We start from the raw sequence: 17,265 nt of genomic DNA, 5'->3' as shown, positions 1-17,265 counted from the left end.
TTCTAAAAGCGCCTAAAAATCAACAAGGAATTATCATGCCAAACCACAACCAAGGCCTCCTCCGTTTCATAACCGCTGGTTCCGTCGATGACGGTAAATCAACCCTCATCGGGCGTTTGCTGTACGACAGCAAAAGCATTTTTGTTGACCAACTCCACGCAGTGAGCAAATCAAAACACAACCGCACGACGGACAACAGCGTCGACTTATCCCTGCTCACCGATGGCCTCGAAGCAGAGCGCGAGCAAGGCATCACCATCGACGTGGCGTATCGTTACTTCGCCACACCGCGCCGCAAATACATCATCGCTGACACCCCAGGTCACGAGCAATACACACGCAATATGGTCACGGGCGCATCGACCGCGCACGCGGCGATTATTCTCGTCGATGCGGGCAAATTAAACTTTGATACCGACGGTGAAATTGAGTTGTTGACGCAAACCAAACGCCACTCGGCGTTGATCGCACTGATTGGCGTGAAGCACGTCATCGTCGCGGTGAATAAGATGGATTTAATCAACTACGACGAAGCGAAATACAACCGAGTCGTGGCAAGTTATGCCAATCTCGCCAAACGAGTTGGCCTGCAATCCTACACCCCGATTCCACTGTCTGCGCTCAAGGGGGACAATGTCGTTCACGCGTCGGATGATTTGGCATGGTTCAAAGGTGAGCCGCTGTTGACCTTGCTCGACAATCTCGAAGTACCCGACGAGTCGGTGCACGCATTCCGCTTCCCCGTGCAACAAGTCGTGCGCCACGATGGCAACAAGATTGATGATTTTCGTGGTTACGCAGGTCGCATTGAGTCGGGTCTCGTACGCGTCGGTGATAAAGTGACGATTCAGCCACAAAATCGCGAAACAACCATCACGGGCATTCACACTTACGACGGTACGCGTGAGGAGGCTTACGCGGGTTTGTCGGTGACTTTGACCATCGCGGACAACATCGACATTTCGCGCGGTGATTGGATTAACGCGGCAAGTAGTGCGGCAGAAGTGACCAAAAACCGCGCGGCGGATATTTGCTGGTTCAATGAAGAACCTTTGTCACCCTCGCGCAAATACTTCATCAAACACGGCACGCGCACCATCGCCGCGAAAATCCCGACGATTGAGTACAAACTCGACATTCATGCGTTAGAGGAGCACAGCGCAGCGTCTGACCTCAAAATGAATGAGATTGCCCGTGTTGGTTTACAACTGCAGCACGCTCTACCAACCGATGCTTACAGCGACGTGAAAATCGGCGGGCAGTTTATAGTGATTGATGAGGTGAGTAATCAGACATTGGCGGCGGGGATGTTTGCATAATGAATATTAAAGATTTTATAAACCTCATTGCGATTATTCTGGCTTTTATTGCTTCTGTGTTGTTTTGTTTAGGTTCTTTAAAAATGACTCCAGAACAAATAAAGAAACAATCGATAGCTTATTTTGGATATAACAACGATATTTTAGAGGCTTTAGTTGTTACAAAAGTCAATTATTTTATCGGTGCACTAATGCTCTGCATTAGTTTTATCATGCAGTTTTTTACTAACATTCCGAATTTATTTGACAATAACAAGCTATTTGAAACTCAATCTTATGCAATAACTGTTATTTGTATTTTGACAATTTCTTTATGCTGTCTGATTTATTTATATCAACGATATAAAATCAAAGAGACCTTAAAACAATCTAAGGAAATTATCGCGTAGCTCTTGGTCTACTCTACATACCATAACCGTGATAAAGCCAAATGATCGCCACTCGACACTTTTACATTACAAGCCTATGAAAACATCCATCCAAACCATCGAGTCATTCCAAGTCGCAGGCTTACCCATTCGCACAGACAACGCTACCGAACAAACCCCTAACGGCAAAATTCGTGCACTGTGGTCGGACTTTTTTGCACAGGATTTGTTTGAAATTCCCGAGCGCATTCAGGGTAGTCCTGTGTATGGCGTTTATACGAACTACGAGTCAGACCACACGGGTTCGTTTGATGTGATTGCTGGGGTGAAAGTCACCGAAGCACCGACAACGCATTTGCAAACCGTGACGATTGAAGCAGGTGATTATTTGGTATTTGAGACCAAAGGCGAGATGCCGCAGCGGATGATTGACGGCTGGATGGCGGTTTGGCAATACTTTGCGCAGACTGATGCGCTCTATCAACGCCGCTACACCACTGATTTTGAGCAGATGGTTGATGAGAATGACATCAAAATCTTCATCGCTGTTCAACCCGCTCAAACAAAATAATGAACCACACCATCACATTCGTCGGCGCGGGACCGGGTGCGGCAGACCTCATCACGGTGCGCGGTTTAAAAGCATTGCAAAACGCTGATGTGGTGCTGTTTGATGCTTTGATTGACCCCAATCTACTCAATGATTGTCGCGCTGATGTGCTGCGGGTGGATGTGGGCAAACGCTGCTCGAAAGGCAATGCCAAGCCGCAAAGCGAAATTAATGCGTTGCTAATTGAGTACGGTTTAAAGTACCCCAATGTGGTGCGCCTCAAAGGCGGCGACCCGTCGATGTTTGGACGTTTGGATGAAGAAATCAGCGCCGCAAAAGAGGCGGGCTTGACCGTCGAAGTCGTGCCCGGTGTCACTGCTGCGCTGGCCGCCGCAGCAGTGGCGCAAACGCCATTGACTCGGCGTGGAGTAACGCGCAGCGTACGTTTTCTGACAGCCACTGTTGGTACCGCACAGCCTGAAAATAATTGGGATGCGGCGTTAAATCCGTCAGAGACCTTGGCTTTTTATATGGCAGGCAAGCAGTTGGGCGAGATTGGCCAACGTTTGTTGGCAAAGGGCTGGTCACCGACAACACCCGCGATGATTGTTCGTGGTGCGAGTTGGACCAGCGAAGAGTGTCTGCGGCTCACGCTGCAGGAGCTGCCACAGTGGCATTTAGCTGAAAGTGTTGCGCCGTGCTTGCTGATGGTGGGATTAGCTCTGGTTTGAGTTGAGAGGATTTGCTTGTTCCATCGCGTAATGAGCCATGGCTTGCAGCACTGCGGCTGACTCACCCAATGGGGGCGAAACATGAATCTTCACCTGTGGATGCTGGCTGGCGAAGGCATGAACCAAGTCCTGCAAATCACGCGACACATGGTTACCCAGCCCGAAAAAAAGCGGCACGATGGTGAACTGCTGTACACCGTCATTGGTGAGTTGTTGCATAACATCTGGCAGAGTTGGCGTCATGAGTTCAAGAAAGGCCAACTCTACACGAGCGGTGCTTTGTTCACGAACGGTTTGCGCGATGCGCTCGAATGGCTCTTTCCACGCCGAATTTCGCGAACCATGGGCAAATAAAATGAGGGCTGTATTCATGAGCGCCATTGTAGCAACTTTAGCTGTACTGATGCGACCAGTGTGCAACATCTGATGGCATAAGCATATGCGTTTTCTTTCTAACGCGATGCAGCATAAATGCGGTAAAATAGTCGTTTGTTTTTAGCCGAGTTTGTCGCGTCACAGCAGACCAAAATAACTGTTTTAATAGAGGAATTACACCATGACCCACGTCGTTCTCGAATCATGCATCAATTGCCGCTACACCGACTGCGTCGATGTGTGCCCCGTTGACTGCTTCAAAAAAGGCCCTAATTTCTTAGTCATTGACCCAGACGAGTGCATTGACTGCGCGGTTTGTATCCCTGAGTGCCCTGCTGAAGCGATTGTCGCTGAAGAAGATGTGCCAGCTGACCAGCAGCACATGATTGCGCTCAATGCTGAGTTGACAAAAATCTGGCCAACCATCACACGCATGGAAGAAGCTCTCCCTGATGCCGATGATTGGGTCAAAAAAACCGACAAACTGCAACACTTAATTAAAGATCCATCTTAATCAAAGCAGTACCCGTTATTTTTTATCATTTGGAATTTATCAACCATGTCAAACATCAATTACGAAAAAGTCACCAGCGTTCACCACTGGAACGACACGTTGTTCAGCTTCACCTGCACGCGTGATCCCAGTACCCGTTTTATTAATGGTCAATTCGTGATGATTGGTTTGGAAGTTGATGGCCGCCCCTTGATGCGCGCATATTCCATCGTCAGTGCCAATTACGAAGAAGAACTCGAGTTTTATTCGATTAAAGTACAAAACGGTCCGTTGACCTCTCGTCTACAGCACTTAAAGGTCGGCGACGAAATTTTGGTGAGTAAAAAAGCGACGGGCACATTGGTGCAAGACAATCTTTTACCAGGCAAAAACCTCTACTTGTTCGCCACAGGCACTGGGCTTGCGCCGTTTATGTCGATTATCAAAGACCACGAAGTGTACGAGCGTTACGAGAAAGTCATTTTGATTCACGGCGTGCGCGAAGTCTCTGAGCTTGGCTACAAAGACTACATCGAAAACGAATTGCCGAACAACGAATACTTTGGCGAAGATGTGCGCGCTAAATTAATCTATTACCCGACAGTGACCCGCGAAGCCTTCCGCAACCAAGGCCGCCTCACAGATTTAATCAAAAGTGGCAAATTAGCGCAAGACATTGGCCTGCCGCAAATGAATCCTGAGAATGACCGCGTGCTCATCTGCGGCTCACCCTCCATGCTCAAAGAATCATCCGAAATGCTCAACGACCTGGGCTTTACGGAGTCACCACGCATGGGGGAACCTGCACACTATGCGATTGAACGCGCATTTGTCGAAAAGTAACATCATAACCAGCCAAAAATCGCCGAAGCATCGGCGATTTTTATCAAGGGTTCAAGCATTGATTTTTTAGGGGTTTATTATGTCGATTGCTGCACAAATTTTAATCGGGCTCATTGCGGTTTTGCATGTGTACATTTTGGTTTTAGAAATGTTTTTGTGGAACACGTCCAAAGGTCAAAAGGCATTCAAACTCACACCTGAGTTTGCAGAGCAAAGCAAAGCCTTGGCTGCCAACCAAGGTTTATACAACGGCTTTCTCGCTGCGGGCTTAATCTGGGCATTACTGCATTCTAATACAGTGTTTGGGACGCAATTGGCTTGGTTTTTCTTGGCCTGTGTGGCCATTGCAGGCGTTTATGGTTCGCTGACAGCCGCACGAAAAATCCTGTACATCCAAACCGTCCCCGCCCTGCTGGCGATGGCGGCACTGTTTTTCGGATAACTCTTGAAAAAAACAGTACTTAGTTGGCTTTTTTACATACAATAACCCACTGCCCATCAGAAGCCGAAAAGGTCAATGGCTCAATCCAGACAAATCAACTCTGATTACACGGGAATACCACTTATGCTTTATCAAGTTCGTGAATGGCAACAGTCGTTCTTGCAACCACTGTCCAATGTGGCACACCACATCGCTGAGTTTGCAGCGCACCCACTCAACCCTTGGTCATACAATCCACTGAGCCAACACATCTATGCGGGCTTCGAGCTGTTTTATCGACTGGGTAAGGAATACCAAAAACCCGAGTTCGGCATCGAAACTGTGTTGGTTGATGGCAAAAGAGTGAGTATCACTGAGCAAATTGCACTGACCGAGCCGTTTTGTCAGCTACGCAAGTTCGTTCGCGACGTCCCCGCCAAAGTCAAAACTGCAATCCCCACCGTGCTTGTCTGTGCACCGCTCTCAGGGCATCACTCTACGTTGCTGCGCGACACAGTACGCACGCTGCTGCAAGACCACAATGTTTTCATCACTGACTGGATAGATGCACGTATGGTGCCGCTCTCACAGGGCAGGTTTGGTTTGAATGACTACATTCACTACATCCAAAATTTCATTAAGTACCTGCAAAGCACCGAAGGAGACGTTCATTTGCTGTCTGTCTGCCAACCGACAGTGCCTGTGCTGGCCGCAGTATCACTGATGGCGACAAATAAAGAACGTCTTCCGCTGTCTATGACCATGATGGGTGGCCCGATTGACACACGCCAAAGCCCAACAGAGGTCAACAACCTCGCCACAGAGCGCCCTCTGTCATGGTTTAAAAACAACGTCATTCAACGTGTACCAGCCAAATATCCCGGCTACATGCGCCACGTTTATCCCGGCTTTTTGCAACACACTGGCTTCATCGCCATGAACCCCTCGCGTCATGCGAACTCTCATTGGGACTTTTATCTCAGCCTCATCAAAGGCGACGATGATGACGCTGAATCGCATCGAAAATTCTATGACGAATACAATGCGGTGCTTGATTTACCCGCTGAGTTTTACTTAGAAACCATCCACACGGTGTTCCAAACACACGCCCTACCCGAAGGCACATGGGTGGTCAAAGGTCAACGGGTTGCACCAGAAGACATCACCAATGTCGGTTTACTCACCGTTGAAGGTGAACTTGACGATATCTCGGGGCCAGGTCAAACAAAAGCCGCACTGGATTTATGTAAAGGCATTCCGAAGTCCCGCAAACAGCACTACACTGCTGAAGGTGCAGGACATTACGGTATCTTTTCTGGTCGCCGCTGGCGCGAAAAAGTTTATCCAAAAATTCGCGACTTCATCGCAGCGAATGAGTTGCTCACAGAAAAACCAACAACTGCGTCAAGAAGCAAGGCGAAATCAGACTGATGTCAGCAAAACCACAATCCACAACACCCCGCCTCCGAGGGGGGGGTAACTTATGAACGCATCTCAATCACTCGAAGAACTCGCAGAGCAAATCAACGCAGCCTTGCCACAAACTCAGTGCACACAATGCGGCTATACCGGCTGCGCCCCTTATGCGCAAGCGATTGCATTTGAAAACGCACCCATCAATCAATGCCCACCTGGTGGTGCAGCGGGCATCGCCAAACTCGCGAAGATCACAGGTCAAGCCATCCAAGCACTCAACCCTGAGAACGGTATCGAGCAACCACGGCAGATCGCCCGCATCATCGAAGCTGAGTGCATTGGTTGCACCAAATGCATTCAAGCCTGTCCAGTCGATGCCATCATTGGCACAAGCAAGCTCATGCACGTCGTTTTGCCAGACTTGTGCACAGGCTGCGGCCTGTGTGTACCTCCCTGCCCTGTTGATTGTATTGACATGCCTCTGGCCAGCGATGTCAATCAAAGTCCAGACTGGTCAGAAAAACAAGCAACAAAAGCCAAAATCCGCTATGACGCACGCAATCTACGCTTAAATCACATCAAAACACAAACACGTCAAAAGCATATCCGACAATTAGAAGAGAAACTATCCACAGCTGACTTTCCCGAAAATGAAAAAGATCAAAAGTTAGCACTCATTCAAGCAGCACTAACTCGTGCACGTGCACGACGCTCGTGAGGCGATATTCACACACAGAATCACAACGTGATTGTCATGTGAAACAATTGGTTAATACCGCAAAGAAACTTGGCTTTCTGCTTTGAAATCCAGTATGAGCGGAAAAGGTAATTGTTACGACAATGCCGCTTGTGAGAGCTTCTTACACACGCTCAAGCTCGAACATGTCTATGCTTCCTTTCGAATCAATGGAACACGCTATACGTTAAATCTTCTGGTGTATTGAAGCCTATGGGATAACAAAGTGCTGTAAAATTCGAATCAGCAAGCCTTAAATTCGCTGCTTAAACTGTCCGCTGAAACGAGGGCAGATCAAAACGATACATGACCATAGAAAGGAATCCCCATGCGAACTAAACTTATTAAATCCTTGTTTAGCACTGCTGTTGCTTACACATTACTAACAGGTTGCGCATCTATTGACGTTTCGGCTGTTGCACGACCTGGCACCGATTTTTCTAAATACCACACTTATAGCTATTTTAGCCCCCTGGGTACCGATAAAAAACAAGGTACAGAATCCATTCTCACCAGCAACTTAAAAGAGTACGTGAACAGAGAAATGCAAGCACGCGGGTTTACCTTGACAAATACAAAACCCCAACTGTTGGTCAACCTGAACACCAACATTACTCAAGAAACCTACGAAACAACTTCTTTCTTTCCGGCACCAACTTACGGAGTTAGTGGTTACTATGGTTATCGTTATGGTTTGTACGATGGATTTGGTGGTGCTTATACAACCATACGAAACTATGACAACGGTACTTTAAATATCGATTTGGTCGATACCAGTGCCAATCAACTGATTTGGGAAGGCGTTGCTCAAGCAGACGTAACGGGACAAAACTTGTCAAGTTTATTGCCCCTGATTGATCAAGCTGTGGCCAAGACTTTTACTAAATTGCCCACCCCTATCACATCACCTGCGGCACCTGCAAAGTCTGCACAATAGACATCTGCACATGGCATTGTCAAATTAACTTTCGAAGTTTGAAGAGGCCTTGTCAAGTTAACTCATCTTAACCTAAAGTCTAAGTTAAAATGAGCGGATGAATCCAAAGAATCCTTACGCCCGCCATCGTTTTCCGAGTGAGATCATTAGCCACTGTGTGTGGTTATATTATCGGTTTTCGTTGAATTATTGATATATAGATCTGATGATGGCGGAGCGCGGTTAGGTATTGGTGTTTGGATCTTTGTATGCCAAGCGGATCATGTAAATCGCACAGTAAAATTGAGCCAGATGACGGAGTAAAGTTGAGCCACTGAGCATTAAAAGAAACAGACCGAAGTCCTCGTTGAGAATTGTATCGTAAATCCCGATTTCATAAACTCAATCAACCGTCCAAATTAGCCTCCTTATCATTTTTGCGTCGTTTACGCACCTCAAGTCGGTAGCTGTCGCCATTCATTTCAAGGATATGAGCATGATGCGTGAGCCTGTCGAGCAAAGCGCCAGTTAAACGCTCAGATCCAAACACGGAAGTCCATTCATCAAACGGCAAGTTACTGGTGACCAATGTTGCCCCTTGTTCATGGCGTCGGCTGAAGACTTCAAACAACAACTCAGCGCCGACAACGGTAAATGGTACATAGCCCAGTTCGTCAACGATCAACAATTGCACTCGCGCCAGTTGTTTTTGCAAAGCCCATAAACGCCGCTCATCCCTTGCCTCCATCAGCTCATGCACCAACGCGGCAGCGGTACTGAAGAAGACCGAATGATTCTTTTGGCAAGCGACCAATCCCAACGCCAAAGCAGTGTGGGTTTTTCCCGTCCCCGCATTGCCCAAAGCAATCACCGACTCACGCTGTTCAATCCACTCGCAACCTGCCAATTCAAGCACCAATGATTTGTTCAAGCTCGGAATGGCTTCGAAGTCAAACGTGTCCAGCCCTTTGACTTGTGGAAACGTGGCTTGGTGAATTCGCCTCTCGATGTTGCGCCGATCACGGTCAATGTGTTCCAATTCGTACAGGCGTAGCAAATAACGCTGAAAGTCAACATCGCCTTGAGCGCATTCGAGTGCAATCTTCTCGTGCTCACGCACAAAGGTTGACAAACGCAGTTGTTTCAAATGATGGTTAAGTAGTACGCTCAGCAGTGAGTAACTCACGTGCGTTACCCGTGATAGTCACAATGGTTTGATTCTCACTCATGCGGCCCCTTCTGCGACATGCCATGTGAGCATTGCGGAAGGTGCCGCTTGCCGAAATGTCTTATCAAACCATGGCTGACCACACAAAACGGCAACTTCGCGACTAATCACCGTCGCTTGCGCCATCGCATCGGCAGGCACAAGTTGTACCGTCAAATCACCAGCGCCGACATCCTCAAGCAAAGCAGCTCTAAGATTTTTCAATCACAGCTTGCTCAATGGCAGCCTAATAAATCTCCTTCAGGTCTGCCTCACGGAGAAAGATTAAGAGTTGGAATCACGACGCGACTCAGGCCTGCCACTTTGAGTTTGACATCAATGACTTTACCTTTCTTCGCGCGTCCACCTACAAATGGTTGTAAATTGCCACCCGATAAGCGCAAATCTTGTGCTTTGCCACCTCGCGCCGTGTGCTGAACCAACAGCGCAATACCATCATTGGGCAAAACGTCAAGCAGTGTCGCATTGTCATCCAAGCCAATCAGAATCACGCCTTTGCCACCACTGGACAACTCTTTCAACTCAACCAACGAGAAGTTTAGCAAGCGTCCATCAGATGATAAGCACGCGAGGTATAAGTCTTGCTCGCTCATCGGCGTGACTTTGAGCAACTCATCACCAGCAGCAAGATTCACAAAAGACTTACCTGCCTTAACCCTCGATTGTAAATCCAACGTTTTGCACGAAAAGCCCATACCTTGCTCCGTTGCAATCACCAGTCTGACATCATCCGCACCAGCAAAATAAGCGACAATCCGTGCACCATCTTGCACATCAATCAAGGTTGGCAGCGGCACGCCATCACCACGGCCACCTGGTAAAGCGGACACTGGCACGCTATAAGCGCGACCTTTTGAATCAATCGCATAAAGGTGATTGATTGAACGACAAGGATAAATCGCGTGTAAATCATCGCCTTGCTTAAACGTCAACGCCGTCACATCCACGCCGTGTCCTGTGCGCACGCGTACCCAGCCTTTTTGCGAGACAATCACCGTCACAGGCTCATCAACCACAGCCACTTCAAGACTTGCTTTCTGGGCTTCTTGCAGCAAAGTGCGGCGCGAATCGCCAAATTTTTTGGCGTCTGCTTCAATTTCTTTGATGATCAAGCGTTTGAGCACAGACTCATCTGCAAGCAATTCATTCAAGCCCATCAACTCTTCACGCAAGCTCATGAGTTCCTGTTCAATCTTAATCGCTTCGAGTCGCGCGAGTTGGCGCAGGCGAATTTCTAAAATATCTTCGGCTTGGCGATCAGATAATCCCAAAGCACTAATCAATGCGGGTTTAGGTTCATCTGACTCACGGATGATGCGAATCACTTCGTCGATGTTGAGCAAAACCTGCTCGCGCCCTTCGAGAATATGAATGCGGTCAGCGACTTTTTGCGCACGGAAAGCGGTGCGACGACGTACCACGTCTTGACGATAGCTTACCCATTCGGTCAAGATTTGACGCAAACCTTTTTGGCAAGGCCGCCCATCACGCCCCACCATCACCAAGTTGAGCGATACCGAGCCTTCAAGGCTGGTGTTCGATAGCAACATATTGGTGAAGTCATCCACCGAGATGTTTTTTGATTTCGGCTCAAATACCAAACGCACCGGCGCGTCTTTACCCGACTCATCACGCACGCCATCCAGCATGGAAAGTAATAAAGCTTTGGTGTTTTGTTGCTCAGGCAGCAAGGCTTTTTTACCCGTTTTAATTTTGGGATTGGATAACTCTTCGATTTCTTCGAGCACTTTTTGGCTGGACGCATTCGGTGGCAACTCATTGACCACCAATTGCCATTGACCACGCGCCAACTCCTCGATTGTCCAACGAGCACGAACCTTAATCGAACCACGCCCTGTCGCATACATGGTGCGAATATCATCCAAGCTATTGGTGATCTGACCGCCACCAGGGAAATCAGGCGCAGGCAAAATCGCACACAGATCCTCGTCAGAAATGTTCGGCTTTTTCAAAATCGCCACCGCCGCTGACGCGACCTCAGTGAGGTTGTGTGATGGAATCTCTGTCGCCATACCAACCGCAATCCCCGATGCGCCGTTAAGCAGCACAAACGGCAAACGCGCAGGCAGAAGAGCAGGCTCGTCCATAGAGCCATCGTAATTCGGGATAAAGTCCACCGTCCCCATATCCAGCTCATCGAGCAGCAGTGCCGCAATCGGAGACAAACGCACCTCGGTATAACGCATCGCCGCCGCGCCGTCACCGTCACGCGAACCGAAGTTGCCCTGCCCGTCAATCAGCGGATAACGCAAACTGAAGTTTTGTGCTTGGCGCACGAGTGCTTCGTATGCGGATGAATCACCATGCGGGTGAAACTTACCCAGTACATCACCCACCACACGAGCGGACTTTACTGGTTTGGTGTTGTGCGTCAAGCCCATTTCGTGCATCGAATACAAAATCCGCCTTTGCACAGGCTTCTGGCCATCGGCCACATCGGGCAACGCACGCCCTTTCACCACAGACACAGCATAATCTAGATAGGCACGTTCGGCGTATTGTGAGAGCAACACTTGACCATCGTCACGATCATCGTCCAAACTCATTAAATCATCGGTGGTTTGCATAAAAACCTTCGCTCATCAAATTTTCTAAAACCGCATTATAAATCAACTCAATCCCCAAACACTTCAGGAAGCTGAATCAAGCTGACTGGCGCCCCAAACCGCGCCGTCTTTGCTTTTTTTGCCCAAGAGCTCCATCATGTCCGCATGGGCTTGTAACTCTTGTGCGGATACCTCAATGAAAGGCAAAACCAGTTGCCGCACGTCAATCGCCTTACCTTTTTTACCCGTCGCTGCAGACACATTTAATTCCATGCCCAAGGTTTCTTGACCACGGGTCATTGCGAGATACACCTCAGCGAGAATCTCTGCATCGAGCAATGCCCCGTGCAAGACGCGATGGCTATTTGAAACGCCGAGCCGCTCACACAGAGCATCGAGGTTATTGCGTTTGCCAGGAAACATCTCTTTGGCCATGGCCAACGTGTCTTCGATTTGACAAATGGTGTTCATCGGCGCAGTGCCAATCGCCTCTAATTCCGCGTTGATAAACTTGGTGTCAAACGCCGCGTTGTGGATCAAAACCGTCGCACCATCAATAAACTCGAGCAAATCAGCCGCAATATCTTTGAATAAGGGTTTATCACTAAGAAATTCCGTGGTCAAACCGTGAACGCGCAACGCACCCTCATCCGACTCGCGTTGAGGATTCACATAATGGTGAAAATGGCGGCCAGTGAGCTGACGGTTAATCATCTCAACACAACCAATTTCAACCAATTTGTGACCTTGCGCAGGGTCAAGACCTGTGGTTTCGGTATCTAATATGATGTGTCTCATGAAGGCTCCTTGTCTTTAATCATCTGCACGCCACGATTGGCCAATTCGTCCGCGCGCTCATTCTCTACGTGTTCTGCGTGACCTTTCACCCAATGCCAGCTTAAATCTTGAGTCGGTAACAAAGCATCCAGCTCACGCCATAAGTCATCATTTTTGACGGGCTTTTTATCAGCGGTTTTCCAGCCACGGGCTTTCCAGTTGACCAGCCACTCTGTCACCCCTTTTTGGACATAAACAGAATCGGTATATACCTCGACAGTACAGCGATTTTTAAGGGCTTTAATCCCCTCAATCACCGCTTGCAGCTCCATGCGGTTGTTGGTGGTCAGCTCTGCACCACCGCAAAGTTCCTTCTCAACAGAACCATAGCGCAGCAAAGCGCCCCATCCGCCGACACCAGGATTGCCCTTACATGCGCCATCAGTGTAGATTTGAACTGTTTTATTCGATTGTTTACTCATGCATTTCTCGGTTATTTTCCGTGTGGCCACGTAAGGCTGGCTGGGCACGCCATGGGAGCGACACGGGTTTTTCGTTAATTAAGCCAACCAATGTCGGCGAGTAGACTTTTTTGACGGCCATAATGGCGTAGACGGCACCTGCCATGCCCCACCAACGATCGCCTGCTTTTTCGAGCCATGCCCAGCGGTTCAGCCATATCTGTGTTTTCACATAAGGGGCATAGCAACCGTATTTGCCTTGCACGATGTCACAATTGAGCAATTTGAGCCAATCCTTGAGACGACGCACATGCAATGCCTCGCGCTCGTAAGCCCACCATTTTTTACCGAACTTTAATCGTAGTGCCGCTTGCGCGCCCCATAAACTGAAAGGATTAAAACCCGTGATAATCATCTTCCCTTCTGGTCTGAGTACCCGATAAACCTCTCGCAAAACCGAATGCGGGTCAGGGTGATTCTCAAGTGTGTGGGGTAATACGACTAAATCCATACTGTCAGATGCGAATGGTAACACCGTATAATCGCCCACCTCCAGCTTCATGATTTCAGTGCGGTCTTGTCCCAAATGCACTTTCTCGCCCAGCTCAACGGTCCAGCGATCAGAGCAACGATTCTGACTCAGAGCAGCAATTCGGTCGGTCTGCCCAAGCTGCGCCGCATAAAAGCCAAACGCATCCGCCACCCAAACATCCAACACAGACTGTGTCCATGCGGTAACATAACATCCAGAAACACTTTGCCATGTTTGATTGGAAAGTTTTATATCAGTCACATTGGCCATTTCAAAAATTTAAACAAGTCATATTCAGAGTAAAGCACCAAAGCCATGTACCAACTCGTCCCTTTGCCGATATTAACGGACAATTATGTGTGGGTTCTCCACGATAACCAACACGCTTGGGTCATCGACCCAGGCGAAGCCGCGCCGGTGCGCGATTATATCGTGCAACGCGGTTTGGTATTGGTCGACATCCTGATTACACACCACCACCATGATCACATCAATGGCATTCCTGAGCTTTTGCCGCTGGTCACTGGCCATGTCATAGGCGCCTCAAAGCGAGATATTCCCAATATGCGAATCAATCAATGGGTGACACCAAATAGCTCATTTTACCTAAAACACAGTGAAATCACCGTTCAAGTCCTCGATACCTCAGGACATACGTTTGATCATGTTTCGTATCTGCTTCGTGGTGCTTTCGCGGAACCGTTATTGTTTGCTGGCGACGCGATTTTTTCAGCGGGCTGCGGACGACTATTTGATGGCACGATGGCGGCGTTGTTCCAGTCATTTAAAACCATCGCCGCACTACAAAAAAACACTCTTATCGCATGCACTCATGAATACACATTGGTCAATCTGGCTTTTTGTCGTGCGATTGACCCAAGCCATCAAGACACTCAAAACCACGAGAATCAGGTAAAATACGTGCGCGAGCAAGGCTCGCCAAGCTTACCCACCTCGCTTGCATTAGAAATGCTCATCAATCCTTACTTGCGCAGCCTCGCCATGGATGAGCAATGGCTCACGGCATTGAGCAAGCAAGGCATGATGGCACATACACCGTTTGAAGCATTTGCCGCCACAAGGCAGCTCAAAGACCGCTTCAACGCCCCAATTCAACCATAAAGTACACATCACTTTATGACACCATGATAAAACCCATCATGAGCCACCACAGGACTGACATGTTAAAAAAACTATTCACCCCCAAAATCATAGCAAACACACTGAATCGACTGTTTAGCCATCCAGCGAATAAACTGGTTGTGGTTAGTATCGCCGCGATTTTGACCACCGCTTGCACAACAACTAGCAACACGCGCAACAACGGTTCATACAATGCCAACAAACAAGCCAGTAGCAAAGACATCTGGCAACGAGTGCGCAACGGTTACAAAATACCCGACCTATACAACGAAGAAGTCACAAAGAAAGAAAACTATTACGCACAACGAGCCGACTATGTGGGGCGAATGGCCTCACGCTCGGGCGACTTCATGTATCTGATCATGAACGAAGTCGAACGCCGAAATATGCCCAGCGAACTCGCTTTGTTACCATTTGTCGAATCAGCTTTTGTCACCAATGCCACCTCACCTGTGAAAGCATCAGGATTATGGCAATTCATGCCCGCCACAGGCCGTGATTTTTCTTTACAACAAAACCACTACGCTGATCAGCGCAACGACGTTGTTGCCTCTACCGATGCCGCTTTGACGTATTTACAGCGTTTATACGACATGTTTGGTGACTGGCATCTCGCCTTAGCCGCGTACAACTGGGGACAAGGCAACGTCAGTAAAGCCGTTAAGCGAAACATCGCCTCAGGCGGTTCAGGCAGCTACACCGAAATCAAAATGCCGCTGGAGACGCGCCAATACGTCCCTAAATTACAAGCGATTAAAAACATCGTCAATAACCCAGCCTTATACGGCATCAGCCTGCCACCCGTCGAAAACAATCTGCGCCACGAAACCGTCACTGTCACTCGCGACATTGATGTCAGTACCGCCGCAGAACTCTCTGGGATGAGTCTTGACGAATTCAAACGCATCAATCCCGCCCATAAAAAACCCGTCATCGTCGCTGCCTTAGGTAACAAAATTTTGGTTCCAGCCAACCAAGCAGACGATATCCGCCGTGCTTTTTCTGATCACTCCAGAAAAATAGCCAGCCTCACCACCTACTTGGCTTACAACGCAGAAGCACTCTCAGACATCGCCTCACGCTACAAAACCAGCACAGAAAACCTGCGCGCACTCAATAACATCCCGCAAGACCACGATTACGTTAAAGCAGGCTCAGCATTGCTCGTCCCACGACTCTCAGCACTCGATGACATTCCCTACCAAGCACTCACAGCAGGCTTATCCACCACATCCAGCGGCTTTGGTCTCTCAACTGACTACATTGAGCAAACCAGTATTGCAGCCAACACCAGCAACGACACGGCACTTCCAAAAAACAATGATTTTGTCACCCCAAGCAAATCTGGCACCAGCTTTGTCACCATCCGTGACAATCAACAAAATGACACACTGGGCAGCCTGATCCAAAATAGCCCTCGCCTGACCACCCCAACCATCGCCACAAACAGCGTGGTTAAACCCATCGAAAATACCACCCCAGCGACAATCACAGCCAGTGCCTCAAATAACAATACAGCTCAAACCACGACAACTGGGACATCTTTATCAAATACCCCACAGAGTCTCATCGCAGACAACACCAGTACGATCGCACCTCAAACGAACACCGTCACAAACAGCAGCACCATAACCTCAGTCAGTACTGCAACGTCTGGTGGGCAAAATACACTCGCGCCCGACGCCCCGCTCACAGCAGCAAACGTGAACAATCCTGAAACAGCAGCACAACCCGTGGCAAGCGTCACCACCATGCCAGACACCATCGTCAACATCACATCCGTTGCAGAAAACACAAACATTCTCGACACATCCCTGACTGCCACTAAATCCAACAGTGCTGACACATCAAGCATACAGCCCATACTCGTGGCCACTGACAACACCAAGCCAGCCACCACCCCAAACATCAGCACACAGCTGGTCGAAAACACCATTAAGGTCAATACCACTCCTGCGCCAGCCAAGTTTGACAACGCCCCTATCGCAGACTCAGGCAACAAAACCACAACAGGCACAGTGGTCAGAGCAAAATACACACCCAAACCAACCAAAACCACTGCACCAAAAACCAGTTCAGTCAAAAAAGTAGTAGTCAGCAACAAAGAAACGGACAAAGCGCCAGCACAAACCACCAAACCCAAAACCAAGCCATCAGCCGTCCAAAAACCCAATGTCACAAAACCAGCTGCACAAAAAAACACAGTCAGCACCACCAAACCAAACAAAAAAGCAGAGACTAAAGTGGTGACAGCCAACAAGACGACCAAAACCACCACGAAAGACGCTGCAGTAAAAGCACCTGCATCAAACAAAAATAACGTCGTCAAACCAGAACCCCAAAAGCCCGTCACCGCATCTAAAAAACCTGTTAAAAAATAGAACGAGCG

Annotated in this window: 19 protein-coding genes; 12 read left to right on the top strand and 7 right to left on the bottom strand. The window is 48.6% G+C overall.

The genetic code is table 11. The features are described 5' to 3' along the window. Nucleotides 1–35 precede the first annotated feature (35 nt). From IE082_RS02385 to cobA, 4 genes are all read left to right on the top strand, one after another. Complete coding sequence (locus IE082_RS02385; RefSeq protein WP_189490986.1) at nucleotides 36–1,319, top strand: sulfate adenylyltransferase subunit 1; 1,284 nt, start codon at nucleotides 36–38, stop codon at nucleotides 1,317–1,319. Beyond that, nucleotides 1,319–1,708, top strand: coding sequence for a hypothetical protein (locus IE082_RS02380; protein WP_189490983.1), 390 nt, complete (start codon nucleotides 1,319–1,321; stop codon nucleotides 1,706–1,708). The genes IE082_RS02385 and IE082_RS02380 overlap by 1 nt, the downstream gene beginning before the upstream one ends. A gap of 76 nt (nucleotides 1,709–1,784) precedes the next feature. After that, complete coding sequence (locus IE082_RS02375) at nucleotides 1,785–2,258, top strand: GyrI-like domain-containing protein (protein ID WP_189490980.1); 474 nt, start codon at nucleotides 1,785–1,787, stop codon at nucleotides 2,256–2,258. Beyond that, nucleotides 2,258–2,968 (top strand): uroporphyrinogen-III C-methyltransferase, encoded by a 711-nt coding sequence (cobA, locus tag IE082_RS02370; RefSeq protein ID WP_189490977.1) that lies wholly within the window; start codon nucleotides 2,258–2,260, stop codon nucleotides 2,966–2,968. Before IE082_RS02375 ends, cobA begins: the two co-directional genes overlap by 1 nt. Here the strand turns inward: cobA and IE082_RS02365 are convergent. Beyond that, nucleotides 2,954–3,340: a sirohydrochlorin chelatase gene (locus IE082_RS02365; protein ID WP_189490973.1), complete on the bottom strand. Its 387-nt coding sequence runs from the start codon at nucleotides 3,338–3,340 to the stop codon at nucleotides 2,954–2,956. The genes cobA and IE082_RS02365 overlap by 15 nt on opposite strands. 184 nt (nucleotides 3,341–3,524) lie before the next feature. On the opposite strand from IE082_RS02365, the gene fdxA reads away from it, so the two are divergent. The 6 genes from fdxA (at nucleotide 3,525) to IE082_RS02335 (ending at nucleotide 8,189) form a co-directional block, all read left to right on the top strand. After that, nucleotides 3,525–3,857 carry a ferredoxin FdxA gene (gene fdxA, locus IE082_RS02360; protein WP_189490970.1) on the top strand — a complete coding sequence of 111 codons (333 nt, stop codon included), beginning with the start codon at nucleotides 3,525–3,527 and terminating at the stop codon, nucleotides 3,855–3,857. Nucleotides 3,858–3,902: 45 nt separating this feature from the next. Next, nucleotides 3,903–4,679 (top strand): ferredoxin--NADP reductase, encoded by a 777-nt coding sequence (locus IE082_RS02355; RefSeq protein ID WP_189490967.1) that lies wholly within the window; start codon nucleotides 3,903–3,905, stop codon nucleotides 4,677–4,679. A gap of 79 nt (nucleotides 4,680–4,758) precedes the next feature. Then, complete coding sequence (locus IE082_RS02350) at nucleotides 4,759–5,121, top strand: DUF1304 domain-containing protein (RefSeq protein WP_189490964.1); 363 nt, start codon at nucleotides 4,759–4,761, stop codon at nucleotides 5,119–5,121. Nucleotides 5,122–5,244: 123 nt separating this feature from the next. Then, complete coding sequence (locus IE082_RS02345) at nucleotides 5,245–6,531, top strand: polyhydroxyalkanoate depolymerase (RefSeq protein WP_189491238.1); 1,287 nt, start codon at nucleotides 5,245–5,247, stop codon at nucleotides 6,529–6,531. A gap of 52 nt (nucleotides 6,532–6,583) precedes the next feature. After that, a complete protein-coding gene (locus IE082_RS02340; protein ID WP_189490961.1) occupies nucleotides 6,584–7,234 on the top strand; it encodes an RnfABCDGE type electron transport complex subunit B in 651 nt (216 codons plus the stop codon). A 346-nt stretch (nucleotides 7,235–7,580) separates the two neighbouring features. Further along, a complete protein-coding gene (locus IE082_RS02335) occupies nucleotides 7,581–8,189 on the top strand; it encodes a DUF4136 domain-containing protein (RefSeq protein ID WP_189490958.1) in 609 nt (202 codons plus the stop codon). Between the two features lie 385 nt (nucleotides 8,190–8,574). Here IE082_RS02335 and istB read toward each other — a convergent pair whose 3' ends face one another. The 6 genes from istB to IE082_RS02295 form a co-directional block, all read right to left on the bottom strand. Then, entirely contained in the window at nucleotides 8,575–9,354 is a 780-nt protein-coding gene (gene istB / locus IE082_RS02325; RefSeq protein ID WP_229809673.1) for an IS21-like element helper ATPase IstB, read from the bottom strand. Between the two features lie 39 nt (nucleotides 9,355–9,393). Further along, nucleotides 9,394–9,600, bottom strand: coding sequence for a beta/alpha barrel domain-containing protein (locus IE082_RS11380; protein ID WP_189490953.1), 207 nt, complete (start codon nucleotides 9,598–9,600; stop codon nucleotides 9,394–9,396). 47 nt (nucleotides 9,601–9,647) lie between these two features. Then, nucleotides 9,648–11,984: a DNA topoisomerase IV subunit A gene (parC, locus tag IE082_RS02310; RefSeq protein WP_189490950.1), complete on the bottom strand. Its 2,337-nt coding sequence runs from the start codon at nucleotides 11,982–11,984 to the stop codon at nucleotides 9,648–9,650. A 63-nt stretch (nucleotides 11,985–12,047) separates the two neighbouring features. Next, nucleotides 12,048–12,761, bottom strand: a complete 714-nt coding sequence (gene dnaQ, locus IE082_RS02305) for a DNA polymerase III subunit epsilon (RefSeq protein ID WP_189490948.1) — start codon at nucleotides 12,759–12,761, stop codon at nucleotides 12,048–12,050. Beyond that, a complete protein-coding gene (gene rnhA, locus IE082_RS02300; RefSeq protein WP_189490945.1) occupies nucleotides 12,758–13,222 on the bottom strand; it encodes a ribonuclease HI in 465 nt (154 codons plus the stop codon). The genes dnaQ and rnhA overlap by 4 nt, the downstream gene beginning before the upstream one ends. Next, nucleotides 13,215–13,994 (bottom strand): class I SAM-dependent methyltransferase, encoded by a 780-nt coding sequence (locus IE082_RS02295; protein ID WP_189490942.1) that lies wholly within the window; start codon nucleotides 13,992–13,994, stop codon nucleotides 13,215–13,217. Before IE082_RS02295 ends, rnhA begins: the two co-directional genes overlap by 8 nt. A 54-nt stretch (nucleotides 13,995–14,048) precedes the next feature. On the opposite strand from IE082_RS02295, the gene gloB reads away from it, so the two are divergent. Beyond that, nucleotides 14,049–14,855 (top strand): hydroxyacylglutathione hydrolase, encoded by an 807-nt coding sequence (gene gloB, locus IE082_RS02290; RefSeq protein ID WP_189490941.1) that lies wholly within the window; start codon nucleotides 14,049–14,051, stop codon nucleotides 14,853–14,855. Nucleotides 14,856–14,914: 59 nt separating this feature from the next. Beyond that, nucleotides 14,915–17,257 carry a transglycosylase SLT domain-containing protein gene (locus IE082_RS02285; RefSeq protein WP_189490937.1) on the top strand — a complete coding sequence of 781 codons (2,343 nt, stop codon included), beginning with the start codon at nucleotides 14,915–14,917 and terminating at the stop codon, nucleotides 17,255–17,257. The last annotated feature ends 8 nt before the right edge of the window (nucleotides 17,258–17,265 follow it).

Origin of the sequence: Formosimonas limnophila, from assembly GCF_014652675.1 — a bacterium.
Taxonomy (GTDB): Bacteria; Pseudomonadota; Gammaproteobacteria; order Burkholderiales; family Burkholderiaceae; genus Hydromonas; species Hydromonas limnophila.
This window is presented reverse-complemented; position numbering and strand designations above follow the sequence as displayed.